At 75.6% G+C, this 23,375-nt stretch carries 20 protein-coding genes; 13 read left to right on the top strand and 7 right to left on the bottom strand.

Translation table 11 applies throughout. The annotated features are described in order from the left end of the window. Positions 1 to 8 precede the first annotated feature (8 nt). Positions 9 to 488 carry a ribonuclease domain-containing protein gene (locus M8330_RS15210; RefSeq protein ID WP_250828017.1) on the top strand — a complete coding sequence of 160 codons (480 nt, stop codon included), beginning with the start codon at positions 9 to 11 and terminating at the stop codon, positions 486 to 488. A 22-nt stretch (positions 489 to 510) separates the two neighbouring features. Here the strand turns inward: M8330_RS15210 and M8330_RS15205 are convergent, their stop codons facing one another. Then, on the bottom strand, positions 511 to 1,656 hold the full coding sequence (locus M8330_RS15205) for a polyprenyl synthetase family protein (RefSeq protein WP_250828016.1): 1,146 nt from the start codon (positions 1,654 to 1,656) through the stop codon (positions 511 to 513). An 87-nt stretch (positions 1,657 to 1,743) separates the two neighbouring features. On the opposite strand from M8330_RS15205, the gene metF reads away from it, so the two are divergent. Further along, positions 1,744 to 2,637, top strand: coding sequence for a methylenetetrahydrofolate reductase [NAD(P)H] (metF, locus tag M8330_RS15200; RefSeq protein WP_250056403.1), 894 nt, complete (start codon positions 1,744 to 1,746; stop codon positions 2,635 to 2,637). 84 nt (positions 2,638 to 2,721) lie between these two features. On the opposite strand, the gene M8330_RS15195 is transcribed toward metF, so the two are convergent. From M8330_RS15195 to M8330_RS15185, 3 genes are read right to left on the bottom strand one after another with little or no spacing between them, the layout of a single operon-like run. Next, positions 2,722 to 4,059, bottom strand: a complete 1,338-nt coding sequence (locus M8330_RS15195; protein ID WP_250828015.1) for a phytoene desaturase family protein — start codon at positions 4,057 to 4,059, stop codon at positions 2,722 to 2,724. Between the two features lie 53 nt (positions 4,060 to 4,112). Then, on the bottom strand, positions 4,113 to 4,583 hold the full coding sequence (locus M8330_RS15190; RefSeq protein WP_250828014.1) for an MOSC domain-containing protein: 471 nt from the start codon (positions 4,581 to 4,583) through the stop codon (positions 4,113 to 4,115). After that, a complete protein-coding gene (locus M8330_RS15185; RefSeq protein ID WP_250828013.1) occupies positions 4,580 to 5,125 on the bottom strand; it encodes a YbaK/EbsC family protein in 546 nt (181 codons plus the stop codon). The genes M8330_RS15190 and M8330_RS15185 overlap by 4 nt, the downstream gene beginning before the upstream one ends. An 81-nt stretch (positions 5,126 to 5,206) precedes the next feature. Here M8330_RS15185 and M8330_RS15180 point away from each other — a divergent pair, with 81 nt between their 5' ends. From M8330_RS15180 to M8330_RS15145, 8 genes are all read left to right on the top strand, one after another. Continuing rightward, positions 5,207 to 5,701: a hypothetical protein gene (locus tag M8330_RS15180; RefSeq protein WP_250056393.1), complete on the top strand. Its 495-nt coding sequence runs from the start codon at positions 5,207 to 5,209 to the stop codon at positions 5,699 to 5,701. A gap of 156 nt (positions 5,702 to 5,857) precedes the next feature. Next, the gene (locus M8330_RS15175) at positions 5,858 to 6,223 is read left to right on the top strand and encodes a DUF6504 family protein (protein ID WP_250828012.1); all 366 of its coding nucleotides are present in this window, start codon (positions 5,858 to 5,860) and stop codon (positions 6,221 to 6,223) included. 10 nt (positions 6,224 to 6,233) lie between these two features. Beyond that, positions 6,234 to 6,785 carry an SAV_6107 family HEPN domain-containing protein gene (locus M8330_RS15170; RefSeq protein WP_250828011.1) on the top strand — a complete coding sequence of 184 codons (552 nt, stop codon included), beginning with the start codon at positions 6,234 to 6,236 and terminating at the stop codon, positions 6,783 to 6,785. A gap of 128 nt (positions 6,786 to 6,913) precedes the next feature. Further along, entirely contained in the window at positions 6,914 to 8,170 is a 1,257-nt protein-coding gene (locus tag M8330_RS15165; protein WP_250828010.1) for an endonuclease, read from the top strand. A gap of 269 nt (positions 8,171 to 8,439) precedes the next feature. Continuing rightward, positions 8,440 to 12,672 carry a DNA polymerase III subunit alpha gene (locus tag M8330_RS15160; RefSeq protein ID WP_250828009.1) on the top strand — a complete coding sequence of 1,411 codons (4,233 nt, stop codon included), beginning with the start codon at positions 8,440 to 8,442 and terminating at the stop codon, positions 12,670 to 12,672. A gap of 43 nt (positions 12,673 to 12,715) precedes the next feature. After that, positions 12,716 to 13,471 carry a methyltransferase gene (locus M8330_RS15155; protein WP_250056383.1) on the top strand — a complete coding sequence of 252 codons (756 nt, stop codon included), beginning with the start codon at positions 12,716 to 12,718 and terminating at the stop codon, positions 13,469 to 13,471. A gap of 108 nt (positions 13,472 to 13,579) precedes the next feature. Further along, the gene (gene dinB / locus M8330_RS15150) at positions 13,580 to 14,797 is read left to right on the top strand and encodes a DNA polymerase IV (protein WP_250828008.1); all 1,218 of its coding nucleotides are present in this window, start codon (positions 13,580 to 13,582) and stop codon (positions 14,795 to 14,797) included. 256 nt (positions 14,798 to 15,053) lie between these two features. Then, positions 15,054 to 15,524: an SCO2097 family morphological protein gene (locus tag M8330_RS15145; RefSeq protein WP_308196044.1), complete on the top strand. Its 471-nt coding sequence runs from the start codon at positions 15,054 to 15,056 to the stop codon at positions 15,522 to 15,524. A 156-nt stretch (positions 15,525 to 15,680) separates the two neighbouring features. On the opposite strand, the gene M8330_RS15140 is transcribed toward M8330_RS15145, so the two are convergent. The 3 genes from M8330_RS15140 to M8330_RS15130 are packed head-to-tail and all read right to left on the bottom strand — an operon-like array spanning position 15,681 to position 20,354. Beyond that, a complete protein-coding gene (locus M8330_RS15140) occupies positions 15,681 to 18,107 on the bottom strand; it encodes a transglutaminase TgpA family protein (protein ID WP_250828007.1) in 2,427 nt (808 codons plus the stop codon). Next, positions 18,104 to 19,414 carry a DUF58 domain-containing protein gene (locus M8330_RS15135; protein WP_250828006.1) on the bottom strand — a complete coding sequence of 437 codons (1,311 nt, stop codon included), beginning with the start codon at positions 19,412 to 19,414 and terminating at the stop codon, positions 18,104 to 18,106. Before M8330_RS15135 ends, M8330_RS15140 begins: the two co-directional genes overlap by 4 nt. A gap of 1 nt (position 19,415) precedes the next feature. Next, entirely contained in the window at positions 19,416 to 20,354 is a 939-nt protein-coding gene (locus M8330_RS15130) for an AAA family ATPase (RefSeq protein ID WP_250056532.1), read from the bottom strand. Positions 20,355 to 20,935: 581 nt separating this feature from the next. On the opposite strand from M8330_RS15130, the gene mraZ reads away from it, so the two are divergent. The 3 genes from mraZ to ftsL all read left to right on the top strand — a co-directional run bounded on the left by mraZ (position 20,936) and on the right by ftsL (position 23,325). After that, entirely contained in the window at positions 20,936 to 21,355 is a 420-nt protein-coding gene (gene mraZ, locus M8330_RS15125; RefSeq protein WP_250828005.1) for a division/cell wall cluster transcriptional repressor MraZ, read from the top strand. Between the two features lie 309 nt (positions 21,356 to 21,664). Beyond that, positions 21,665 to 22,681: a 16S rRNA (cytosine(1402)-N(4))-methyltransferase RsmH gene (gene rsmH, locus M8330_RS15120; RefSeq protein WP_250828004.1), complete on the top strand. Its 1,017-nt coding sequence runs from the start codon at positions 21,665 to 21,667 to the stop codon at positions 22,679 to 22,681. After that, positions 22,678 to 23,325 (top strand): cell division protein FtsL, encoded by a 648-nt coding sequence (ftsL, locus tag M8330_RS15115; protein ID WP_250828003.1) that lies wholly within the window; start codon positions 22,678 to 22,680, stop codon positions 23,323 to 23,325. Before rsmH ends, ftsL begins: the two co-directional genes overlap by 4 nt. Positions 23,326 to 23,375 lie beyond the last annotated feature (50 nt).

The following is a 23,375-nucleotide window of genomic DNA, read 5'->3' as shown; positions in this document are numbered from 1 at the left end:
CACGAGACATGGTCTACCGGCTCCAGCCCGAGAACGTCCGCCCCCAGCGGGGCGGGCCCTCGGGCGCGCTCGCGATCGTGCTGGTGCTGGTGGTCGTCATCGGCATCTGGCTGATCTCCGGGCGCGAGCCGGGCACCCCCACCGGCACGGGCGGGGCCGAGCAGGGCGCGGTGGTCTCCACCGGCGCGCTGGCCGAGACCGACCCGGAGTCCGGGCTGCGCTACGTGGCCGCCACGGACCTGCCGGACGCCGCGCTCGACGTGATGGCCCGGCACACCGACGGGACGCTGGCGAGCACGGGTGTCGACGGCGAGCCGTTCTCGAACGGCGCGGGGCTCCTCCCCGCCAAGGCCGAGGGCTACTACGTGCTCTACCCGGTGACCGAGGCCGACGTCGAGCCGCGCACGGAGCAGCTGGTGCGTGGCGAGGCCGGCGAGTGGTACTGGTCCGCCGACGGGGGCTGGACCTTCCTGCGCGTCGGCCCCTGAGCCCCGCGCGGCCGACCCGCGCTCAGAGGGCGCGCTGGGTGGCCGCCGAGGCCAGCTGGGTCAGCACCGCGATGGCGCGCGGGTCGAAGCCGCTGCTCCGCAGCACGCCCACGGCTCGGTCGGCCAGCGCGGTGATGACCTCCTCGACCTGGGCGGCGGCGCCGGCCTCGGTGATGACCGCGCGCAGCCGGTCGACCTGCTCGTCGGTCAGGGGGCGCCCCAGCGAGCGGTCGAGCAGCGCGGCGTCCTCCTCGGAGGCGGCGTCGAGCGCCAGCGCGACCAGCACGGTGCGCTTGCCCTCGACCAGGTCGTCACCGGCGGGCTTGCCCGTGGTGGCGGGGTCGCCGTAGACGCCCAGCAGGTCGTCGCGCAGCTGGAACGCCTCGCCCAGGGGCAGGCCGAAGCCGGTGAGGGCGCGGACCTGTGCCTCGTCCGCCCCGGCCAGGGCCGCCCCCACGTGCAGCGGGCGCTCGATGGAGTACTTGGCGGACTTGTAGCGCAGGACGGTCATCGCGGCGTCGACGTCGGCGCGGCCGCGGGCCTGCACGGAGACGTCGAGGAACTGTCCGGCGATCACCTCGGTGCGGCAGGCGTCGAGCACCGCCAGCGCCGCGGCGACCCGCTCGGTGGGCAGGCCGCAGGTGCGCAGCAGCTCGTCGGACCAGCTCAGCAGCAGATCGCCCAGCAGGATCGCCGCCGCGGCGCCGTACTGCTCGGGGTCGCCGCGCCACGCGTCGGCGCGGTGCTCGGCCTCGAATCCGCGGTGGGTCGCAGGGCGGCCACGGCGGGTGTCGGAGGCGTCCATGAGGTCGTCGTGCACGAGGGCGCTGGCGTGCAGCAGCTCCAGCGCGGCCGAGGCGCGCACCAGGGCGTCCTCGTGCGCCGCGTCCGCCTGGCCTTCCTTCTCTCCCTCCGCGAACGCGCCCGCGACGGCCTGGTGGCCCCACCAGCAGAAGGCGGCACGGAACCGCTTGCCTCCCGAGACGACGGCGCGGGCCTCGGCGACCAGCCGGTCGGCGTCGGGGCCCAGCGGCGCGAGGCGCTCGGCCTGGGTGTCGAGGAACTGCTCGAGCGCGCTCTGCACCCGTGCGCGGAACGCGGCCGCGTCCCACGGCCGGGCGTCGGCCTGCTCGGGAATCGGGACGTCGGGGGAGGCGTCGGGGGTCACGCAGGTAACCGTAGACGGTGCACGGGCGGACGCCGGAGGTGGACGGCGAAGCGGGGAAACCCCGGGCCGCTCCCTAGAATCGTGGGCATGACGATCGGCCGTGGACGCGCACTCACCGACCTCATCCGTGAGGGTCGGCGCTCGTTCTCGTTCGAGTTCTTCCCGCCCAAGGACGAGGCGGGGGAGGCGCAGCTGTGGCAGACCGTCCGCGAGCTGGAGGCCTACCAGCCGACGTTCGTCTCGGTGACCTACGGCGCCGGAGGCTCCTCGCGCGACCGGACGCTGCGCATCACGCGGCGCATCGCCGAGGAGACCACGCTGCTGCCGATGGCCCACCTGACCTGCGTGGGGCACACCCGCGAGGAGCTCGGGCAGATCCTCGACGACTACGCCGCCGCCGGGGTGCACCACGTGATGGCGTTGCGCGGCGACCCGGAGGACGGGCCGCGGGCCGCGTGGACGCCGACGCCCGGTGGCCTCACCCACGCCTCGGAGCTGGTGGAGATGGCCGCAGCCAAGGGCGAGTTCCGCATCGGTGTCGCCGCGTTCCCCGAGACCCACCCCTCCTCGCCGTCGCTGGACCACGACGCCGACGTCCTCGCGCTCAAGGCGCGCGCCGGCGCCGAGTTCGCCGTCACCCAGATGTTCTTCCGCGCCGCCGACTACGTGGACCTGGTCGAGCGGGTGCGCGAGCGCGGCGTCGACCTGCCGGTGCTGCCGGGCATCATGCCGATCCTCAACCTCGCGGCGGTCCGCCGCCAGGGCGAGCTGATCGGCACCGAGGTCCCCGAGGACGTGGTGGCCAGGATCGCCGCCCACGAGGGCGACCCCGTCTCGATGCGCGCCGAGGGCATCGCGATCGCGGCCGAGCTGTGCCAGGACCTGCTCGACGCCGGGGCACCCGGGCTGCACTTCTACACGCTGAACCGGTCCCGCGCGACGCGCGAGATCTTCGAGAAGCTGGACGTCACCCGGGCCTGAGCCTCCCCGGTGGTGGCCGGCGACCCACCGGGGGGCGAGCAGCGAGCCTGCGAGCGCACGCCGAGACCTCCGAGGCCTCCGGTCTCAGGCCTTGCCGACCAGCTCGGCGGCCACGGCCGCGGTGAGCCCCGCGAACGGGAGCCCGGGCAGCGCCGCGGCGTGCGCGCCGACCACGTGCAGCCCGTCGACCCCCGTGCGGACCTCGGCCCGCTGCGCGAGGGTGCGCGGGCCGGCCCAGCGGACCCCGAGCGGGGTGCCGTGCCAGGCGCTGACCAGCTCGGTGGGGCTGCGGTCGAGCGTGGCCACCACCCGGTCGCGGACGTCGAGGCCGTGCCGGGCCAGGGCCGTGGGCACGTCCTCGAGGAGGGTGCCCCGCACGTGCACCGTCCAGGCGGTGCGGCCGGCCGGCGCCGTCCCGCCGGGCCGCACGACGAGCAGCGGGTCGCCGGGCCGTCCGCGTCGTCCCTCGTGCACCGGGTGCAGCACGGTCTCGGCGTCCAGGGTCTCGCTGCCCTCCAGGCCGAGGTGCACCACGCGCGGAGGCAGGGCGGGCAGCGTGCGGCGCAGCCCCGGCAGCAGGGCCGCGCCGACCGGCAGGGTGCGGGGGTCGGTGGCGAGCAGGACGACGTCGGCGTCGACGTCGCCGGCGTCGGTGACCACCCCGCGCACGGCCCGGCGCCCCGGCTCGACCCTCAGGTCGGTGACGCGCACCCCGGTGCGCACGTCGACGCCCCGCAGCGGCAGCCGCGCGGCCAGGTGCTCGCCCAGCAGGGCCAGCCCCCCGGGCAGGGTCCAGGTGCCGAAGGTCTGCTCGAGGTAGGTGACGAGGCCGGCCCAGGCCGGCACCTCGCGCGGGTCGTGGCCGTCGGCGACGAACGGGTGTGCGGCCACGGCACGCAGGCGCGGGTCGGGCAGCGCCCGGCGCAGCGACCGGGCCAGCGAGGCCCGTGAGCGCAGCAGGCGTGCCGCCTCCTCACCGGGGCCGGCGTCGGGCACCGGGTGCTCGAACGTGGGCCGCAGGGCCTCCCACGTGCTCGCGTACGAGCCGACGTGCGCGGCCCAGGCGCGGCCCAGGCCGGGGCTCAGCGTCTCGACGGCGCGGATCGCCGCCGCCCTGCCGGCCTCGAGCCGCACGGCGGTGCCGTCGGGGAAGCGGTGCTCGCGGTGGGCCTCGAGCGGCACCAGGTCCAGCTCGCGCTCCAGCGGTCGCCCGGTCTTGCGGAACAGGTCGCGGACGACGGCGGGCAGGAGGGTCCGGTCGGGCCCCGCGTCCCAGGTGAAGCCGTCGGTCGCGACCGTGCCGAGGGCCCCGCCGAGGGTGGTGCCGCGCTCGAGCAGCACCACCTCGTGGCCCTGCTTCGCGCACCGCAGGGCCGCGGCGAGCCCCGCGAGCCCGGCGCCGACCACGACGACCCTGCTCACTGCGCGCTCCCCACCGTCCGGCTCACGGGGGAAGGGTAGGGGGAGCGGCCGGGTCAGTCGCCGAGCAGCCCCTTGACCGGGTCGCCGACGCGCACGGTGCCCGAGGTCAGTGCCCGCAGCACCGAGCCCGCCCGTCGGCGCAGCGCCGCCTTGGCGCCCGGGCCGACGCTGGTCTCCATGAGCGCGCAGGGTGCCGCGACCCGCACGACCTCCAGCACGACCTGCTCGTCGGGGCGGGCCGGGTCGCCCAGGCGCAGCACCGCCCCGGGCTCGGTGGGCACCCGTCCGTCCGAGACCGTGACGGTGCGCCGGGTGGCGCCGGGCTCCACCGGCGCGCCGAGGACGCCGGCGGCCTCGGCGAGGCTCGGTGCCGACTGCACGCTCACGTGCCGGTGCCGGCTGCCGTGGTAGCGGTCGCCGACGACACCGCGCCCGGCCTCGACCGCGATCGCGTCGACCTGCTCGGTCGGTGCGTGGTGCCGCGGGGCGAGGTGCAGCGCGGTGACGACCGGGAGGTCGCTCACGGCTCGACGTCCACGACCGGGGCGCCGGTCAGTGCCACGAGCTCGGCGAAGGTGGTGGAGAACACCGCGGCGGGGTGACCGGCCGCGGCCCAGACGACCGGGTGCCGCTCGAGCCACGGGTCCAGGTAGGTGGGGACCGGGGCGGGGTGCCCGAGCGGGGAGACCCCGCCGATCACCTGGCCGGTGTGCGCGCGGACGAACGCGGGGCTCGCCCGCTTCAGCCGCGGCACCCCGAGGCGCGCCGCCGTGGCCGCCACGTCGACCCGGTGGGCGCCGGAGGTCAGCACCAGGACGGGTCGGCCGCCGCTGTCCTCCTGGCCGTCCCCCTCGGCGGGCACCTCGAACAGGAGGCTGTTGGCGATCGCCCCGACCTCGCAGCCCAGCGCCTCGGCGGCCAGCGCGGCCGTGTGCACGCCCTCGGGCAGGACGACGACCTCCCCGGTGCCCCCGCGCTCGGCGTGGGCCGCGCGGAAGCGGGCGATGCCGGGGTGCTCCTCGGTGGGCTGCCGGGTGGGGGAGCCGTCGGAGTTCTGCGTGCTCATGGACCTGACCCTAGAGTCAGGGGCAGTGCCGGACGTCCTGGCTGCCCGGGTGGGCGCCGCCGGCGAGAGGAAGGACCATCCGTGGAGGCACCCCGTCGGCCGGCGACCGTGCGACTGACCCTGATGCTCTTCGGCCTGCTGACCCTGCTGGGTCTGCTCGCCGTCGTCCTCGTGCGGGTGCTGAACCGGAACCTGGTGCTCAGCTGGGCCGAGGGGCACCGCGAGGCCCGCGAGATCGTGCAGACCGCCGGCCTGGACTACCTGATCGACGAGCAGCCCATCGCGGTGCCGCAGTTCTTCCCGGTGACCCTGGTGCTGTTCATCGTGCTGGTGCTGCTGCTCGGCGTGCTCACGCTGCTCTTCTTCGAGGGCAACCCGTGGGCGCGGTACGCGCTCACCGCCGTGCTGCTGCTGGTCGCCGTCGGCACCGGCGCCGCGATCCGCGTGGCCCCGCCGGCCACCTTCGTCGCGCTGGGCGTGGCCGGGCTCGTGGTGATCGCCGGCATCCTCGTGGCGGCCTGGACCCCGCCGTCCTCGCGCTTCCTGCACGACACGCGCCGCTACGTGCACTCCTGACGTACGCCCGCCCCGAGCGGCCCGACCGCCCGCCCACGACCGCCTCTCCCCGTCCTCGGGGGGAGGCGGTTGTCGCTGTCGGAGGTCCCCTCTATCGTCCTTCCTAGTTCGAACGGCCGTTCGAACGATGGCAGGGTCGGGGAACGAGGTGTGCGCATGAGGCGGTACGAGGAGGACGTGGAGGTCCGACGCGGCGAGGTGCCCGGGTGGCCCGGTGAGGACGGCCCGGCCCAGCTGCTGTGGCGCGGCCGGCTGTGGCGGGTGCGCGCCGTGCTGGCCCGGTGGATCGAGACGACCGCCTGGTGGGGCAGTGGCGAGGCGGACGCGCTGCGCGGCACCGACGAGCCGATGCCCTCCGCGGCGGCGCAGACACCGGAGGGCTCCGTGCTGGAGCGGCTGCTGGTCGAGCGGGAGTGCTGGCGCGTCGAGGTCGGCCGCGGCGCGGTGACCGGCGGCGGCGTGGTCGAGCTGTCCTTCGACACCGCCGACGGCCGCTGGCAGCTCGTCGGCTGCGCGGACTGAGGAGGCACGCATGAGCACCACACGACGACCCGCCCGCACGACGCGGGCGCGCGCACGCTCGGGCGAGAGCCCCTGGGTGGAGGCGCCTCCGCCGCACCTGCTGCCGGCCACGACGCACTCCTACCTGCTGCGCTCGGCCGACTCGATCGCCGAGGCGGTGACCGCCACCGACGTGGCGTTGCGCTACGCGAGCGCCCACGTGGGGGCGCTGCGGGCCGCGGCGGCGCTGCTCGCCGCCCGCGCCAGGCCGGACGCCGGCGCCCGCCGACGCCCGCAGAAGAGCGCCTGGGTGCTGCTGGCCGAGGTCGCCCCCGAGCTGGGCGAGTGGGCGCAGTTCTTCGCCGCAGGTGCCGCCAAGCGGGCCGCGGCCGAGGCGGGCTCGCGCCGCGCGGTCACCGAGCGGGAGGCCGACGACCTGGTCCGCGACGCCGACAGGTTCCTCGCGGTCGTCGAGCAGAGCCTCGGGCTGGTGCCGCACCGGCCCGTCGTGGTGCGGCTCGCCCAGGCCGGCGGCACGGCGGGCGGCATGGCGGGCGGCTCCGTCGGGGGGATGGCGGGCTGACCTGTTGCCCGTCGGCCGGGCCCGCGACCTGACGTCTCGCACTGCACGGACCTGCAGGTCCGTGCAGTGCGAGAACAGGAGCCTGTGCCGCTCTGGTGCGCCGTGGCCCGAGGCGGTGGAGTGCGCTCATGGACCTCCGGTCGCGCCGTCGGGCGCCCCTCCCCGCAGCCCCGCTGCTCGCCACCCTCCTCACGGCCCTCACGCTCGGCGCGGCCCTGGTGCTCGCACCCGTGCTCGCGGGCTCCACCGGCGCCCTGCCCGGCTCGACGGCACGGGCGGCCGATACGACGCTCACCGTCGCGCAGGCCCGGTCGAGCCAGGGCGGGGCCTCCGCGACCGTCCGCGGCTACGTCGTCGGGCAGCCGACCTCCACCGACACGGTCGTCACCAGCGGGTTCCCCAACGACTACGCGCTCGCGCTCGCCGACAGCCCCGGCGAGACCGACACCGACGCGATGCTCTACGTCCAGGTCACCAGCGCCTGGCGCAGCGGCTGGGGCCTGGCCTCGAACCCCGACCTGATGGGGACGAGGATCGACGTCACCGGCAGCCTCACCGCCTACTTCTCCGCGCCGGGGCTGAAGAGCCCCAGCGCGTTCGCGCTCGCGGCCGGCACGCCGACGTCCAGCCCCACGCCCACCAGCAGCCCCACCGGCAGCCCCACGAGCGAGCCGACCGGCGGCACCGGTGACTACGACGACACCTACTACGCCTCCGCGCTGGGGCTGAGCGGCTCCGCGCTCGAGGCCGAGCTGCACGAGATCATTTCCACCGACGTCACGCGGCTGAGCTACTCCCAGGTCTGGGACGCGCTCAAGGACACCGACGAGGACCCGGCCAACAGCAACAACGTCATCGAGCTCTACACCGGCGACTCGGTGCCCAAGAACACCAACGGTGGCGGCGTCGACGACTGGAACCGCGAGCACGTGTGGGCCAAGAGCCACGGCGACTTCGGCACCACGACCGGGCCGGGCACCGACGTCCACCACCTGCGGCCCACCGACGTCACGGTGAACTCCGCCCGCGGCAACCTCGACTTCGACGAGGGCGGCACCGAGAACAGTGAGGCGCCCGGCAACTACGCCGACTCCGACTCCTGGGAGCCGCGCGACGCGGTCAAGGGCGACGTGGCTCGGATGATCTTCTACATGTCGGTGCGCTACGAGGGCGACGACGGCTTCGCCGACCTCGAGGTCAACGACCTGGTCGGCAACGGCTCCGCCCCGCACATCGGCCGGCTCTCCGTCCTGCTGGCCTGGAACGCCGAGGACCCGCCGGACGCCTTCGAGATGGCCCGCAACGACGCGATCTTCACCACGTGGCAGGGCAACCGGAACCCGTTCGTCGACCACCCCGAGTGGGCGGACGCCATCTGGGGCTGAGCCTCCTCCGCCCCTCCCGCCACTCCCTCCCCACCCCGTGCCGAGTCGGCAGTAACTTGCTGCCGACTCGGCGGTGAGGGAGGGGTGAGGGCACCCACCTGGGTAGTTGGCGCGGTGTCGGTGGATGGGGTTACCTTCAGTGCTCCCGATCGAACATCTGTTCGATCGGGAGCGCGGCTCTTTCGAAGGCGACTTCGGGGGCCTCGTGCCTGTCGTTGTACCTGTCGTTGTCCGGGGTCGAGCCGACGTCGATGAGGGGAAGTCCCGACGTGCCCACCGACCCGTTCGTCCACCTGCACGTGGCCTCCGGCTACTCGCTCCAGCACGGGGCCTCGCTGCCGCCGGTGCTGGTGGACCGCGCCGCCGCCCACGGCATGGACGTGCTGGCGCTCACCGACTGCGACGGCACCTACGGCGCGGTGAAGTTCGCCAAGGCCTGCCACGTCGCGGGGATCAGCCCCGTCCTCGGCGTCGACCTCGCCTACCACCCCGCCGACCCGACCCGGAACCGCCGCGGGACGTCATACGGAGCGCAGGGACGCTCCTCCGGCTCGTATGACGTCCCGGGTGGCGCAGGGGCACGGGTGGGATCTCGGGGGAGCAGGACGCCGGTGCGCGGCGGTGCCTTCCGCGACGCCCGGCTGCCCCGGGTCACGCTGCTCGCGCAGTCCTCGGGGCCGGGCGGTGGCCGGGCCGGGTGGGCGGCGGTCTGCCGCATCACCTCGGCCACGCACCTGGCCGGTGAGCGCGGCGCCCCGGTGCTCGACCCGGAGGACCCCGAGGTCGCCGCCCTGCTCGGGGCGGGGGACGTCGTCGTCCTGCTGGGCCCGTCGTCGTCGGTGGGTCGCGCGGTCACCGCGGGGCGCCCCGACCTGGCGCGCGCCGAGGTGGCCCGCTGGCGGGCGCTGGTGCCGCGCGGCTGCCTGGTCGTCGAGGTCGTCTCGCACCTACTGGGTGCCGGCGGGCCGGGCACGGCCGACGGGGCGCACGGCACCCGCGGCTGGGGGCCGGGCAGCACCCCGCACGCGGCCCGGATGCTCAACCTGGCCGCCGAGCAGGGGCTGCCGAGCATCCTGTCCAACCAGGTCCGGCACGCCGACCGCGGCGACGCGGCGGTGGCCGACGTCCTCGACGCCGCACGGCGCCTGGTCGCGCTCGACCGCCGCCACGTCGACCGCGGCAACGCCGAGGGGCACCTGAAGTCCGGGCCGCAGATGAGCCGGGTCGCGGCCGAGGTCGCGCACGCGGCCGGGGTGGGGGAGTCCGGCGCCTGGCAGCTGCTGGCACGCACCCGCACGCTGGCCGAGCGGTGCGCCCTCGACGTCCGCGCCGACCTCGGGCTGGGCGAGGTGCACTTCCCGGAGTTCGAGCTCGCGAACGTCGACGGGCTGGCGATCGACCCGCGCGAGACGGGGGCGGACGGGCTGCTGCGCGCCCGCTGCGAGGCCGCCATCGGCACCCGCTACGGCAGCCAGGGCCTGGCGGTGGTGTGGAAGCGGCTGGACGACGAGCTGGCGATCATCCGCGACCTCGGCTACGCCTCCTACTTCCTCACCGTCGCCGACGTCACCGACCTCATCCGCGACCACGGGGTACGGGTGGCGGCGCGCGGCTCGGGCGCCGGCAGCATCGTCACCTACCTGCTGGGCATCTCCGGGGTCGACCCGGTGCGCCACCAGCTGCTGATGGAGCGCTTCCTGTCCCCGCTGCGCCAGGCGCTGCCCGACATCGACGTCGACGTGGAGTCCGCGCAGCGCACCCGGATGTACGAGGCGATCCTCGACCGCTTCGGCGGCGAGCGCTGCGTGTGCGTGTCGATGATGGACACCTACCGGGTCCGGCACGCGGTGCGCGACGTCGGCGCCGCGCTGGGCATGCCGCCGCTGGAGGTCGACGCGATCGCCAAGGCCTTCCCGCACATCCGCGCCCGCGACGCCCGCGCGGCCCTGGCCGAGCTGCCCGAGCTGCGGGCCAGCGGGCTGGGGGAGACCCGGCTGGAGCTGCTGTTCGCGCTGGTCGAGCGGCTCGACGGCCTGCCCCGGCACGTGGCCGTCCACCCGTGCGGGGTGCTGCTCTCCGACGCCACGCTGCTCGACCGCACGCCCGTGGAGGCCAGCTACGCCGGGTTCCCGATGAGCCAGTTCGACAAGGACGACGTGGAGGACCTCGGCCTGCTCAAGCTCGACGTGCTGGGCATCCGCATGCAGTCGGCGATGGCGCACGCCGTGGCCGCGATCGAGCGCACCGAGGAGGTCGTCGTCGACGTGGACGACGAGGCCCAGGTGCCCTTCGACGACCCCGCGACCTACGCGATGATCTCCTCCTCGCGCACCCTCGGGGTCTTCCAGATCGAGTCGCCGGGCCAGCGCGAGCTGGTCGGCAAGTCCGGCATCGAGACGTTCGAGGACGTCATCACCGACATCTCGCTGTTCCGCCCCGGGCCGGTCAAGAGCGACATGATCACCCCCTACCTCGACGTCAAGCACGGCTGGAAGCAGCCGCGCTACGCCCACCCGCTGCTACGCCCGATCCTCGAGGGCACCCGCGGGGTCGTGGTCTTCCACGAGCAGGTCATCGAGATCATCGCCGCGTTCACCGGCATCTCCTTCGCCGAGGCCGACGAGAAGCGCCGCGCGCTCGGGGACGCCGAGGGGATGGCCGAGGTGCGGACGTGGTTCTTCCCCCGCGCCCTGGGCCGCGACGTCCCGCTGGCGGCGGTGGAGGAGCTGTGGGAGGTGCTGGCCGCGTTCGCCTCCTTCGGCTTCTGCAAGGCGCACGCGGCCGCCTTCGCCCTGCCCACCTACCAGTCGGCGTGGCTCAAGGCGCACTACCCGGCGCACTTCCTGGCCGGCGTCCTGACCCACGACCCGGGGATGTACCCCAAGCGGCTGATCCTCGAGGACGCGCGCCGCCAGGGCGTCACCGTGCTGCCGCTGGACGTCAACGCCTCCGAGACCGACTACGCCGTCGAGCGGCTCGTGCCGCGCGAGGAGTGGGCGCCCGACCCGACCCGCGACCCGGGCCACCCCGACGGGCGCCCGTGGGGCATCCGGCCCGCGCTCTCGGAGGTCAAGGGGATCAGCGAGGCCGAGGTCGGACGCATCGTCGCGGCCCGCCCCTACGCCTCGCTCACCGACTTCTGGCACCGCGCCCGCGTCTCGCGGCCGGTGGTCGAGCGGCTGGTGCTGGCCGGCGGGTTCGACTCCGTCTACGGCCTCGACCTGAGCGCGGACGACGGCGTGGGCCGGCGCGGCACCACCACCCGGCGCGACCTGCTGCTCGGGGTCTCCGAGCTGGACCGGCAGGCCCGGTCGGCCGAGCGCGCCTCCCGCGGGCGCGGCCTCGCGGGACGCAAGGCGTGGCAGAGCCACCGCCAGGCCCCGAACGCCCGCACCCGTGCCGCCTCGGCCGTCGAGGCCGCGGCCGCGCGCAACAGCACCGAGCCCGGTGCCCGGGAGGCCGCGCGCGGGGTCGAGCTGCCCGGCGCCTCGGACGCCCGGGCCGCCGTCCGCCCCCGTGATCTGGGGGAGGAGCGGGGCTCGCTCGGCCGCGCCGAGGTGCCCCAGCGCGAGGGCGTGTGGGGACGCTCCAGCGCCCAGGCCCGCAGCGCACCGCCGCCGGAGCCGGTCTCCTCGGTGCAGATGGCGCTCGACCTGGGCGACGCCTCGGTCGAGGGCGTCGTCTCCGGCCTGCCCGAGATGACCGCCGAGGAGCGGATGCGCGCCGAGCTGGAGATCCTCGGCCTGGACGCCTCCCGGCACGTCGTCAGCACCTACGAGCGGTTCCTCGACGAGCTCGGCACCACCCGCGCCACCGACCTGCTCGGGCAGCGCTCGAAGTCCGAGCTGCTCGTGGCCGGGGTGAAGGTCGCGACCCAGACCCCACCGATCCGCTCGGGGCGCCGCGTCGTCTTCCTGACCCTCGACGACGGCACCGGCCCGCTGGACGCCACCTTCTTCGAGGACGCCCAGGGTCCCTACGCCGCCACCGTGTTCAGCTCCTGGCTGCTCGTCGTGCGCGGGGAGCTGCGCCGCACCGGCCACCGCGGCGTCTCGCTGCGCGCCACCGGCTGCTGGGAGCTGCCCGCGCTGCACGACACGTGGCGCCTGCACGGCATCGAGGCCGTGCGCGAGCAGATGGCCGTGGTGCCCGGCGGGTTCGGCGCGCTCGCCCCCGGTGACGAGCGGGCCGGTGAGGGGGCCGCCGCCTCGCGGTCCTCGCGCCCGGTCATGGCCGCGCCCCCTGTCTCGGGGCCTGTCTCCGATCGCGACATGCGCGGGGCCGGGGTGGCGGCTGCCGACGGCTCCGGCGGGCCGGACGGTCCCGACCGCCGCAGCCCCGGTGCGGCCGGCGGCATGGGTCGCCGCCGCGTCCTCGTGCACTCCAGCGGGTTCAGGCTCTCGCCGTACGCGGACGTCAAGCCCGCCGGTGAGGACGCCAAGCAGATCCCGCAGCAGGTCGCCCGCAAGCTCTGGCACCGCAGCCCGGGGAGCCCCGGATGAGCCCGGTCGATCGGGCCCCGGGCCAGGCTCTAGGGTGGGCGTCATGGCGGGCACCCCGAACGCACCCAGCACCAGCGAGCGGCGCGCGGCCGTGCGCACCGCGGTCGTGTGGGACGACCTGGCCCCCGTGCTCGAGCGGCCGGACGGGGCGGCGCTGGACGTCCTCGACATCGGCGGCGGCACCGGCGGCTCGGCCGTCCGCGTGGCCGGCCTCGGCCACCGCGTCACCGTGGTGGACCCCAGCCCCGACGCCCTCGCCTCGCTCGCCCGCCGCGCCCGCGAGGCCGGCGTCGAGGTCGACGCCCACCAGGGCGACCTCGGCGACCTGGCCGACCTGGTCGGCTCCGGTGCGCAGGGGCGTGGCGCCGACGTCGTGCTGTGCCACGGCGTCCTGGAGTTCGTCACCGATCCCGCCGCCGCCCTCGCCGCGCTGCGCGCGGTGCTGCGGCCCGGCGGCACCCTCAGCCTGCTCGTGGCCCAGCGCCACGCCGCCGTCCTGGCCCGGGCCATGGCCGGCCACTTCGCCCAGGCGCAGGACCTCCTCGCGCCGGTCTCCGGCGACCCCGGCCGCACCGGGCACCGCTACACCGGCGACGAGGTCGTCGACCTGGTCGGCGCCGCCGGCCTCGAGGTCGTCTCGGTGCACGGCGTGCGGGTCTTCGCCGACCTCGTCCCCGGACACCTGCTGGAGCTGGAGACCGGCTCCACCGCCGCCCTCGTCGAGCTCGAGCGCGCCGTCGCCGACCGCCCCGAGTACCTCCCGCTCGCCACGCAGCTGCACCTGGTCGCCCGGGGCTGACCTCCTCGACCGACGGCCCACCGCCGCTGGTCGAGGAAGGACGAAGTCCTGTCGCGAGACCGAGCCGTCCGAGCCGGCCGAGGCGTCCGAGCCGTCCGGGGCCGCCCGATGACCGCCCGGGTGCAGGGGCAGGAGCCGGTCGCCACGCCGATCCTGCACGTCGACATGGACGCGTTCTACGCGTCGGTGGCCACGCGCGACCGGCCCGACCTCGCGGACGTGCCGGTCATCGTCGGCGGTGGGCACCGCGGGGTGGTGCTCTCGGCGAACTACCCGGCGCGGGTGTACGGGGTGCGCTCCGGCATGCCCTCGACCCGGGCGCGGCGGCTGTGCCCCGACGCGGTCGTCATCGCCCCCGACCACGACGAGTTCTCGGTGGTCTCCTCGGCGGTGATGGAGGTCTTCCGCCGGGTCACGCCGCTGGTCGAGGCGCTCTCGATGGACGAGGCCTTCCTCGACGTCCGCGGGGCCGTGCGGCGGCTGGGGCCGCCGGCGGTGATCGCCGAGCAGGTACGGGCGGTGATCCACGACGAGCAGCGGATCACCTGCTCGGTCGGCGTGGCCGCCACGGTCTCGGTGGCCAAGCTGGCCAGCAAGCGGGCGAAGCCGGACGGCGTCGTGGTGGTGCCCCCCGAGCGGGTCACCACCTTCCTGCACCCCCTCGACGTCGGCGAGCTGTACGGGGTGGGGGAGAAGACCCGTGCCTCCCTGCACCGGCTGGGCCTGGTCACGGTGGGGGACGTGGCGCACACGCCGGTCGGCACGCTGCGCCGGGCGCTGGGGGACGCGCTCGGCACCCACCTGCACGAGCTCGCGTGGGGCACCGACCGGCGCGAGGTCAGCCCCGGCCGCTCGGGGGTGTTCGGCAACGGCGGCGGCGACCCGGAGCGCTCGATGGGCGCGCAGGAGACGTTCTCCCGCGACGTCGACGACCGCGAGGTGGTGCTGCGCGAGCTGCTGCGGCTGACCAGCCGGGTCACCACGCGGATGCGGGTGGCCGGCGTGGCGGGGCGCACGGTCGCGATCACCGTCCGGTTCGCCGACTTCACCACCATCACCCGCTCCCGCACCCTGTCCGAGGCCACCGACGTCACACAGGAGGTCTACCGGGCCGCGGTCGGGATCTACGACGCCCTCGGCCTGCAGCGGGCCCGGCTGCGCCTGGTCGGGGTGCGGGTGGAGAACCTGCTGCCCCGCGAGCAGGTGCACCACCAGCACCTGCTCGGCGAGCGGGAGCACGGCTGGTCGGAGGCCGACCGGGCGATGGACCGCGCCACCCGGCGCTTCGGGGACGCGGCGGTGCGACCGGCCAGCCTGCTGGGCTGAGTCCGCGGGTGGGTCGGGGCCGGCGGGGCGGTCGGGGCTGCCGGGACGCGTGGGGCGAGCGGGACGCCGGAGGGGACGTTCGGACCTGCCGTACCGGGCCGTGGCGGCGCAGGATGGTCCCCAGGTGGCCCTCCAGCAGACTCGGACGTGGGAATTTTCACCTCGTGCCTACCGTGGTCGCCTGGCGGATGCCTACACTTGACCCCGCCACCGGTCTGCACGAGGCCGGTGGTCTTTCACCACCTGGGAGGAAACGGTGCCACTCTCGGAAGAGGAACTCCGGATGCTCGAGCAGATCGAGCGCGGCCTCTCCGCGGAGGATCCGAAGCTCGTCCACACCCTGCGGGGCACCTCCCTGCGCCGTCGTGCGCAGCAGCGGGCCCTCGTGGCCGGCCTCGTGTTCGTCCTCGGTATCGGCGTGCTGCTCGCCGGAGCCATCACGAACATCATCCCGCTCGGCGTCGCCGGGTTCGTGGTGATGCTGGCGTCGGCCCTCGTCGGCCTCAACGCCCTCCGCAACCAGAACACCGCGCCCGCCGTCAGGCAGCAGGACGCCGGCCCCGCCGGTGAGCCCGCCCGCGGCAAGCGTGGCCTCGGCGTGGTCGACGGCGGTCGCGCCGGTCGTCCCTCCCGCGGACGCTCCAAGCCCGCCTCGTCCGGTGGCTTCATGAACCGGATGGAGCAGCGCTGGCGCCGCCGCCGCGACCAGCAGAACGGCGGGTTCTGACCCGCCCCTCGAGCGCTCGGCGCTCCTGAGCCACCGCAGCCCCCGTCGGTCCACGGACCGACGGGGGCTGCGTCGTTCTGGTCCCGCCCGTTCCCCGCCTCGCCCGTTCCCCACCCCGTCGCGTGGACGAGCCGGGAGGGCCCGGGTGGTGCGGCCTCAGCCGACCCGGTCCAGCGGGCCCCGGTCGGCCGCCGGGGTGCTGCCGGAGCGTCGCAGCAGGCTGCGCGGCGTCCAGCGTGCCGCCCAGCGGGCCCGGCGCCGGACCCCGGCGGCCAGGCCGTCCACGACCACCGCCACGTCCGCGGAGCCCTCGGTGCCGGAGCCGTCACCGGACCCGCCGCGGGCGTACCGCGAGCGCTCCATCCGGGAGACGAGCCGGCCCAGTGCGGCCGCGGCCTCCGGGTTCTGCTCCGGCCCGAGCACCGGCCGCTCCCGGTCGTCGTCGGGGTCGGCGAGGCGCGAGCCGAGCAGGGCACCGACGCTGCGCGGCGAAGCCCCGTCGGGCCAGGGCAGGCCCAGGTCACGGGTGCCGTCCGCGAGCTCGTCCCACCAGTCCTCCGGGCCGCCGCGCAGCCGGCGGTGCCGGCGCCGCGCGCGCAGCCATGCCGGCGCGGAGGCGAGCCCGACCAGCGCGACCAGGCCGAGCAGGCCGCCGAGCACGGGGGCGAGCCCGACGCCCGGCTCCTCGTCGGCGGTCGGGGTGGCCGCCTCGGGGCGCGGCGCCACCGTGGGCTCGGAGGTGGGTCGGTCCGGCCGGGCCGACGCCTGCTGGCTGGGGGTGTCGGAGGCCCCGGCGGACGCGGTGGGCTGGGCGTCCGGCGCCGTCGGCTCCGCGTAGGAGGGCACCCCGGAGGCCCGGGTCGGCGGGGTCGGCTCGAAGCGGACCCACCCGGCGTAGGGGAGGTAGAGCTCGGGCCAGGCGTGCATGTCGTAGGCGGAGTACTCCCACGTGCCGTCGCGCTGCTGCTCGGGGGAGAGGAACCCGACGGCCACCCGGGAGGGGATGCCGAGCTCGCGGGCCATCACGGCCATCGCGGAGGCGAACTGCTCGCAGTAGCCGACCCGGCCGCCCTCGCCGGGGGAGAGGAACGCGACCAGCTCGTCCACGCCGTTGCCGGGAGGCACGTTCTCCAGGGAGTAGTCGAAGTTCTGCCGGAACCAGTCCTGCAGCGCCACGGCCTGCCCGAAGGGGCGGGTCTGGCCCTGCGTGACCTCCCGGGCCAGGTCGCCGACCATGCCCGGCACGTTGTCGGGCAGCTCGGTGAAGATGGGGTCGACGGCGCCGGGCACGGCCACGGCCGACTCCAGCCGCTGCTGCTCCAGGTCCAGCTCGACGCCGCTGGTCGACCACGTCAGCCCGGCGGTGGTGAGGTCCTCGTCGGCGGCGATGAAGTCGCCGGTGGCGGTGTCGAAGCGCCAGTCGCCCGTCGCGCTCACCGACGTCGCGGGCGCGTAGGTCGGCAGCCAGCGCGAGGAGAACGCGTCGCGGGCCTCGAGCTGGTAGCGGTAGGTGGTGCGGTCCACGGTGGCGCCGACCCCGGCGACGTCGAGCGGCTGCCCGTCCGCGACCTGGTCGGTGGGGATCGACCGGTCGCCGCTGGTCCACTCGTTGGCGCCGAACCGGTTCAGCACCGCCACGCGCAGGTAGGAGGGGTCGGGGTCGTCGGTGCGGACGTCGAGCAGGGGCACGTCGTCCCGGCGCCGCAGGTCGCGCCGCAGGTCGGTCATGGGGTTCTCGATGCTGATCCCGTCGTCGCCGCCGGCGCCGGGTCCGTAGTCGAGCAGGTGCACGTCGAGGGCGGGCAGGGACGCCGGCACCGCCAGCGCGAGCACGACGGCACCGGTGCCCACGCCCAGCGCGGTGGCGCGGACGCCGGCCGAGCGCACGCCCAGCGCGTCCGAGGCCCGCGGACCGTGCACGGTGGTCGTGCCCGGCTCCGCGGCGGGCTCGTCCACGGAGGCAGCCGCGACCCGTCCGTCGCCGTCGTCCAGCACGCCGCCCCACCGCGCCACGTCGCTCGAGGCGTCCAGGAAGAGCAGGCCCGTCCAGGCCACCGCCACCCCGGCGAAGACCCACCACTCCGGCTGGGAGCCCAGGATGCTCACGGGCACGGCGAAGACGACCAGGAGCGGCAGCGCCGCCACCGCCGGGCGCCCGAGCCCCCCGGCCACCGCGTCGACCAGGAGGAGGCACCACCAGCCGCTGAGCACGAGGAGGGGGTCGAGCCCGGCCTCCGCGGGCACAGGTGGGCCGTAGGCCTGCGCGGCGGAGACCGCCTGCCGCACCGTCTCGTCCAGGGTGTCCCACCCGGCGCCGACGGGCAGCCACGCACCCGTCAGCAGGTAGGAGACCGCCACCGCCCCGAGCACGACCTGGCCGAGCAGCACCACGGGACTGGCGAGCCCGGAGGCGCGCCCCAGCCCGCCGACGAGGGCGACCAGCACCGCCAGCACGGCCAGTGGCCACAGGTGCTGCCAGGGGTCGGTGGTGAACCCGCGCCACGACCAGGTCGCCAGCCAGGTGGCTCCCGCGGCCAGCAGGGCCGGGACGAGCGCGGTCACGATGCCGGGGCGCTGCTTCACGCGGGGCCTCCCGTGGTGGTGCCCGTGGTGGTGCCCGCGGTGGGTGCGGACGTGGCCCGCGCACTGCGGGCGCCGGGGGCGGCGAGCCGGTCCCAGACCTGCTCGACGGGCTCCCCGGCCTGCTGCGTGGTGGCGGTCCAGCCCTGGGCGGTGAGCAGGGACGCCGCCTCGGGGCCGGTGGCGGCCTCGGGCGGGACGGGTCCGAACGTGCCGACGTCCAGGACGACGGCGAGGCCCGCGCCGGCCGCGGCCCGCACGCGCCGCAGCAGGCCGGTGTCCTCCCCGGGCAGGGCGCCGAGGACCGCCACGACCAGTCCGTCGTGGCCGGGCTGGGTCAGCCAGCCGGTGGCCATCCGCGAGCCGGACTCGGTGGGCAGCACCGCGAGCGCCTCGAGCAGCGCGCGGGTGTCGGTGCCGGCGACGTGGTCGTGCCAGGCGATCCCGTCCTCCTCGCCCCGGGCCGTCACCAGCCGCACGGCGAACCCGCGCTGGGCGAGGTGGACGGCCACCGAGGCGGCGGTGGTCACCGCGACCTCCAGCGAGGAGGCGGCGCCCCGGCCGGCGTGCACGCCGGCGCGGTTGTCCACCAGCACGGTGGCGCGCTGCTGCCAGGGCTGCTCCTCCCGGCGGACCATCAGCTCGCCGGTGCGGGCCGAGCTGGGCCAGTGCACGCGCCGCAGGTCGTCCCCGCGGCGGTAGTCGCGCACCGTGACGTCCTCGGCGCTGCCGCTGGTGAACGAGCGGGGGCGCTGGTTGCCGCTGCCGGCGGACGCCCCACCGACCGGGTGCGGGGCGAGCGGTCGCACCCGGGGCGTGACCACCAGCGGCGCGGTGCTGGTGAACGTGCGGCCCAGCCGGACGAGGCCCAGCGGGTCGCACACGCGCACCGTCATGGGCCCCACCACGTGGCGGCCGCGCACGTCCGAGCGCACCTGGTAGGAGACCTCGCGCCGCCAGGCCCGGCCGGCGCCCGTCACGGTGAACCGGGGCCGCGGGCCCAGGACGTAGGAGACCTGGTCCTCCAGCAGCAGCACGCTGGTGGAGAGCCGGGCGTCGTTGGTGACCGTGAGCGAGACGGTCGCGGGCGTGCCCGCGGGCACGATCTCCGGGGAGACCCGCCGGGTCAGCCCGAGCCGGTAGCGGGTGCGGCCGACGAGCACGACGGTGATCACGGGCAGGGCCGCGGCCACCGCCCCGAAGCGCACCAGCACCGGGAGCCCCAGCAGGAGCGACGCCACGACGCAGGTCAGCCCGGCGGCCAGCAGGGCGCGGCCGCGCAGCGTGAGGCCGCGCAGTGCCTCGAGCACGTCAGGCGCCGTGACCGTCGGGCACGGGCACGGCGGCCAGCACCCGACCCAGCACCGCGCCGGCGTCCCGACCACCCATGGTGGCCTCCACGGTGGTGACGAGGCGGTGGGTCAGCACGCGGGGAGCGAGCTCGGTCAGGTCGTCGGGGAGCACGTAGTCCCGGCCGCTCAGCGCCGCCAGCGCCTGGCCGGCGCGCACCAGGTGCAGCGTGGCGCGCGGAGAGGCGCCGAGCGCCAGGTCGGCGTGGCGGCGCGTCGCGGAGGTGATGCCGACCGCGTAGCGCTGCACCGGGTCGGAGACGTAGACGCCCGAGACCGCGTCGCACATGGCGCGCACCTGCGCGGCGTCCGTGACCGGCTCCAGGTCACCGAGCGGGTCGCCGCCGGTGTGGCTGCGGACCATCGCCAGCTCCGCGTTCTCCACCGGGTAGCCCATCGACACCCGCGCCATGAAGCGGTCGCGCTGGGCCTCGGGTAGCGCGTAGGTGCCCTCCATCTCCAGCGGGTTCTGCGTGGCCACCACGATGAATGGACGCTCGAGGGAGTAGGTCGTGTTGTCGACCGTCACCTGCCGCTCCTCCATGCACTCCAGGAGGGCGGACTGGGTCTTGGGGGAGGCGCGGTTGATCTCGTCGCCGACCACCACGTTGGCGAACACGCCACCGGGGCGGAACTCGAAGCGGCGGTTCACCTGGTCGTAGACGGAGACCCCGGTGACGTCGGAGGGCAGCAGGTCCGGGGTGAACTGGATGCGCCGCACCGAGCAGTCGATGCTGCGGGCCAGCGCCTTGCTCAGCATCGTCTTGCCCACGCCCGGGACGTCCTCGACCAGCAGGTGCCCCTCGGCCAGCAGCACCACGAGCGCCGTGTCGACGATCTCGGTCTTGCCCTCGATCACCCGCTCCACGTTCTGCCGCACCGCACCGGCGACCGTGGCCACGTCGGCGAGGTCGAGGTGGACGTCGGCCGCCTGGCGGGCGCCGCCGGCGGGGCGGGCGTCGGGCTGGCTGGTGGTCGTGACCGGGGAGTCCACGGGCAGGGGGTCCTTCCGAACGGGGAATGGCCTCGTCCCCGGGCCGCGCGAGCCGCGTCCGAGGTGGGCTCCACGGTAGGTCCTCGGTGCAACCCGTGGGGCGTCAACGCCACGACGACACCTCGGGGATCGGGGCCCCGGTCGTACCCCCCCCTCGACCTCCCACGCTCTCCCACCGCCCCCCACCACGTCCCACGCCGGCCCCCCACTCACCCCCACGCCGACCCCCGATCGGCCCGGATCCACCCGCCACGCCCCGTCCACGACGCTCCTCCGAGCCCGGACCGGCCGTGCGGGGAGTGGGGCGACCCACCGCCCTCCACCGCCTTCCCACGGCGCTGACCTGCACTGATGCAGGTGCGGCAGGGGTCGGGTGGGGCATGGGGGAGCGAGGTGGGGGGAAAGGTGGTTGACGGTGGAGGAAAGTGGGATACAGTGGGGCGAAGTGGAGGAACTAGGCGTTCCGATGGAGGTGCGACGTGTTCTTCATGGGCACCCACACCCCCAAGCTCGACGAGAAGGGGCGCCTCGTCCTCCCGGCCAAGTTCAGGGACGGCCTGAGCGACGGCCTCGTGATCACGCAGGGCCAGGAGTCCTGCTTGACCGTGTGGCCCGAGCAGACGTTCATGACCGAGGCCAACCGGGTCCAGAGCCAGCCCATGACGAACAAGGACAGTCGGGACTACCGGCGCGTGCTGTTCGGCGGGGCGGAGCAGACGGTCCCGGACAAGCAGGGCCGCATCGGCATCCCGCTCTTCCTCCGCGTGAGCGCAGGGCTGGAGAAGGACGTCGTGGTGGTGGGCGTGGGTGACCGCGTCGAGATCTGGAGCCCGCAGCGGTGGGAGCAGTACCAGACCGGGGCTCAGCAGAAGTTCACGGACCTCGACGAGCAACCCGCGGAGGCCTGAGCTACCGCCGGCCGTCGCAGCACGAACCAGCAGCACCCAGCAGCACCAGAGAAAACCGAAGAGGGACACCGCCGGGCCTGGTCCAGGCCCGCTCCACCTGCCGCCCGGGGCACCTTCCCCGGCACCGGACGGCACCGCTCCGAGACACCTTCCCCGGTCGCGGAGCACGAGCTTGGGAGCGGGCACGGACCAGGCCCGACGGCTACCCCCTCCACCTTCCCCCACCAGCACCAGCCGCGAGCCGTCCCACCGGCCCGCGGAGCACAGATCGGGTCGAGACGATGCAGCACACGCCCAGGAGCAGCCTCCGTGGCCGCCGCTGAGCGCGCTCCCGAGCACGTGCCCGTGCTCCTCGAGCGCTGCGTGGAGCTGCTCACCGGCCCCGCCGTCGCCGACGCGCCCGCCGGCAGCCGCCCGGTCGTCGTCGACTGCACCCTCGGCCTGGGGGGCCACAGCGAGGGCATCCTCGAGCGCCTGCCCGAGGTCCGGGTCGTCGGCATCGACCGCGACCCCGACGCGCTGGCCCTGGCGGGCGAGCGCCTGGCGCGCTTCGGCGACCGGTTCACCGGCGTGCACGCCGTCTACGACGAGATCGCCGACGTGGTCGCCGACGAGGCCCCGGACGGCGTCGCCGCCGGCGTCCTGTTCGACCTCGGTGTCTCCTCCATGCAGCTGGACCGCCGCGAGCGTGGCTTCGCCTACGCCGAGGACGCCCCGCTGGACATGCGGATGAACGGCACCGAGGGCCGCACCGCCGCCGACGTGCTCAACACCTACTCGGCCGCCGAGCTGACCCGGGTGCTCCGCGACTTCGGCGAGGAGAAGTTCGCCCGCAAGATCGCCGGCGCGATCGTCCGCGAGCGCGAGGTCGAGCCCTTCAGCCGGTCCGGCCAGCTCGTCGAGCTCCTCTACGCCGAGATCCCCGCCCCGGCGCGGCGCACCGGCGGCCACCCGGCCAAGCGGACGTTCCAGGCGCTGCGCATGGAGGTCAACGACGAGCTGGCGGTGCTGCGGCGAGCGCTGCCGGCCGCGCTCGGCGTCGTCGGTGTCGGCGGCCGCGTGGTCGTGGAGTCCTACCACTCGCTGGAGGACCGCCTGACCAAGCAGGCCCTCACCGAGGTGACCCGCAGCGACGTCCCGCCGGACCTGCCGTTCGTGCCCGAGGGCAGCGAGCCCCCCTTCCGCCTCGTCACGCGAGGCGCCGAGAAGGCGGGGGAGGCCGAGACCCGGTCCAACCCCCGCGCCGCCTCGGTCCGTCTCCGCGCAGCGGAGCGGGTCCGACCCCAGCAGACCTCCCCCCGACCCAGCCGTGGAGCAGCCCGATGAGCCAGCAGACCTCCGCCCTCCGCGTCCCCCGGTTCGCCGAGCAGGCCTACGAGCGGGCGGTCGAGAGCACCCGCCTCCGCGTCGTCCCGGCCGTCCGCACGCGGGCCCCGCGGGCCCCGTTCGCCGTGCTCGTCGCCGGCCTCCTGCTCGGCGGGGTGATCGGGCTGCTCATGTTCAACACCTCGCTGCAGTCCTCCGCGTTCGCGGCCGACGCGCTGGAGGACAAGGCCGCCACCCTCTCCGCCCGCGAGGAGGCGCTCTCCACCGACCTGGAGACGCTGCGCGACCCCGAGACCATCGCCCGCAAGGCGCAGCGCCTCGGGATGCAGATCCCGGCCGCCCCGCTCTTCCTCTCCCTCTCCGACGGCGCCGTCAGCGGTGACGTCGCCGGCGCGTCGGTCGGCGCGTCGCTGAACCTGCGGGAGAAGGCCACCCGGGTGCCCTCCTCGTGGCAGGCCGCGCCGGCCACGACCAGCAGCGGGTCGACCGACGAGAAGGCCGACGAGAAGTCGGAGAAGAAGTCGGAGAAGAAGCAGAAGGCCGAGAAGAAGAACGAGAAGTCCGAGAAGAAGCAGCGCGCCCGCGCGTCGGCGGGGGAGTCCGCCCTGCCCACCGACGACAGCGCCGCGACCGCCACGGACTGACCCGGGCCCTCGCACGGCGAGCGTCCCCGGGGCGCGCCCGTCCACGCGCT

This window comes from Nocardioides bruguierae (genome assembly GCF_023656415.1).
In the GTDB taxonomy this organism is placed as follows: domain Bacteria; phylum Actinomycetota; class Actinomycetes; order Propionibacteriales; family Nocardioidaceae; genus Nocardioides; species Nocardioides bruguierae.
This window is presented reverse-complemented; position numbering and strand designations above follow the sequence as displayed.

Coding starts and splice junctions, on each gene's coding strand:
- M8330_RS15175 (WP_250828012.1), top strand. CDS start 5,858: ATGAGGCGGTACGAGGAGGACGTGGAGGTCCGACGCGGCGAGGTGCCC.
- M8330_RS15155 (WP_250056383.1), top strand. CDS start 12,716: ATGGCGGGCACCCCGAACGCACCCAGCACCAGCGAGCGGCGCGCGGCC.
- M8330_RS15165 (WP_250828010.1), top strand. CDS start 6,914: ATGGACCTCCGGTCGCGCCGTCGGGCGCCCCTCCCCGCAGCCCCGCTG.
- M8330_RS15210 (WP_250828017.1), top strand. CDS start 9: ATGGTCTACCGGCTCCAGCCCGAGAACGTCCGCCCCCAGCGGGGCGGG.
- mraZ (WP_250828005.1), top strand. CDS start 20,936: ATGGGCACCCACACCCCCAAGCTCGACGAGAAGGGGCGCCTCGTCCTC.
- ftsL (WP_250828003.1), top strand. CDS start 22,678: ATGAGCCAGCAGACCTCCGCCCTCCGCGTCCCCCGGTTCGCCGAGCAG.
- dinB (WP_250828008.1), top strand. CDS start 13,580: ATGACCGCCCGGGTGCAGGGGCAGGAGCCGGTCGCCACGCCGATCCTG.
- M8330_RS15185 (WP_250828013.1), bottom strand. CDS start 5,125: ATGAGCACGCAGAACTCCGACGGCTCCCCCACCCGGCAGCCCACCGAG.
- metF (WP_250056403.1), top strand. CDS start 1,744: ATGACGATCGGCCGTGGACGCGCACTCACCGACCTCATCCGTGAGGGT.
- M8330_RS15170 (WP_250828011.1), top strand. CDS start 6,234: ATGAGCACCACACGACGACCCGCCCGCACGACGCGGGCGCGCGCACGC.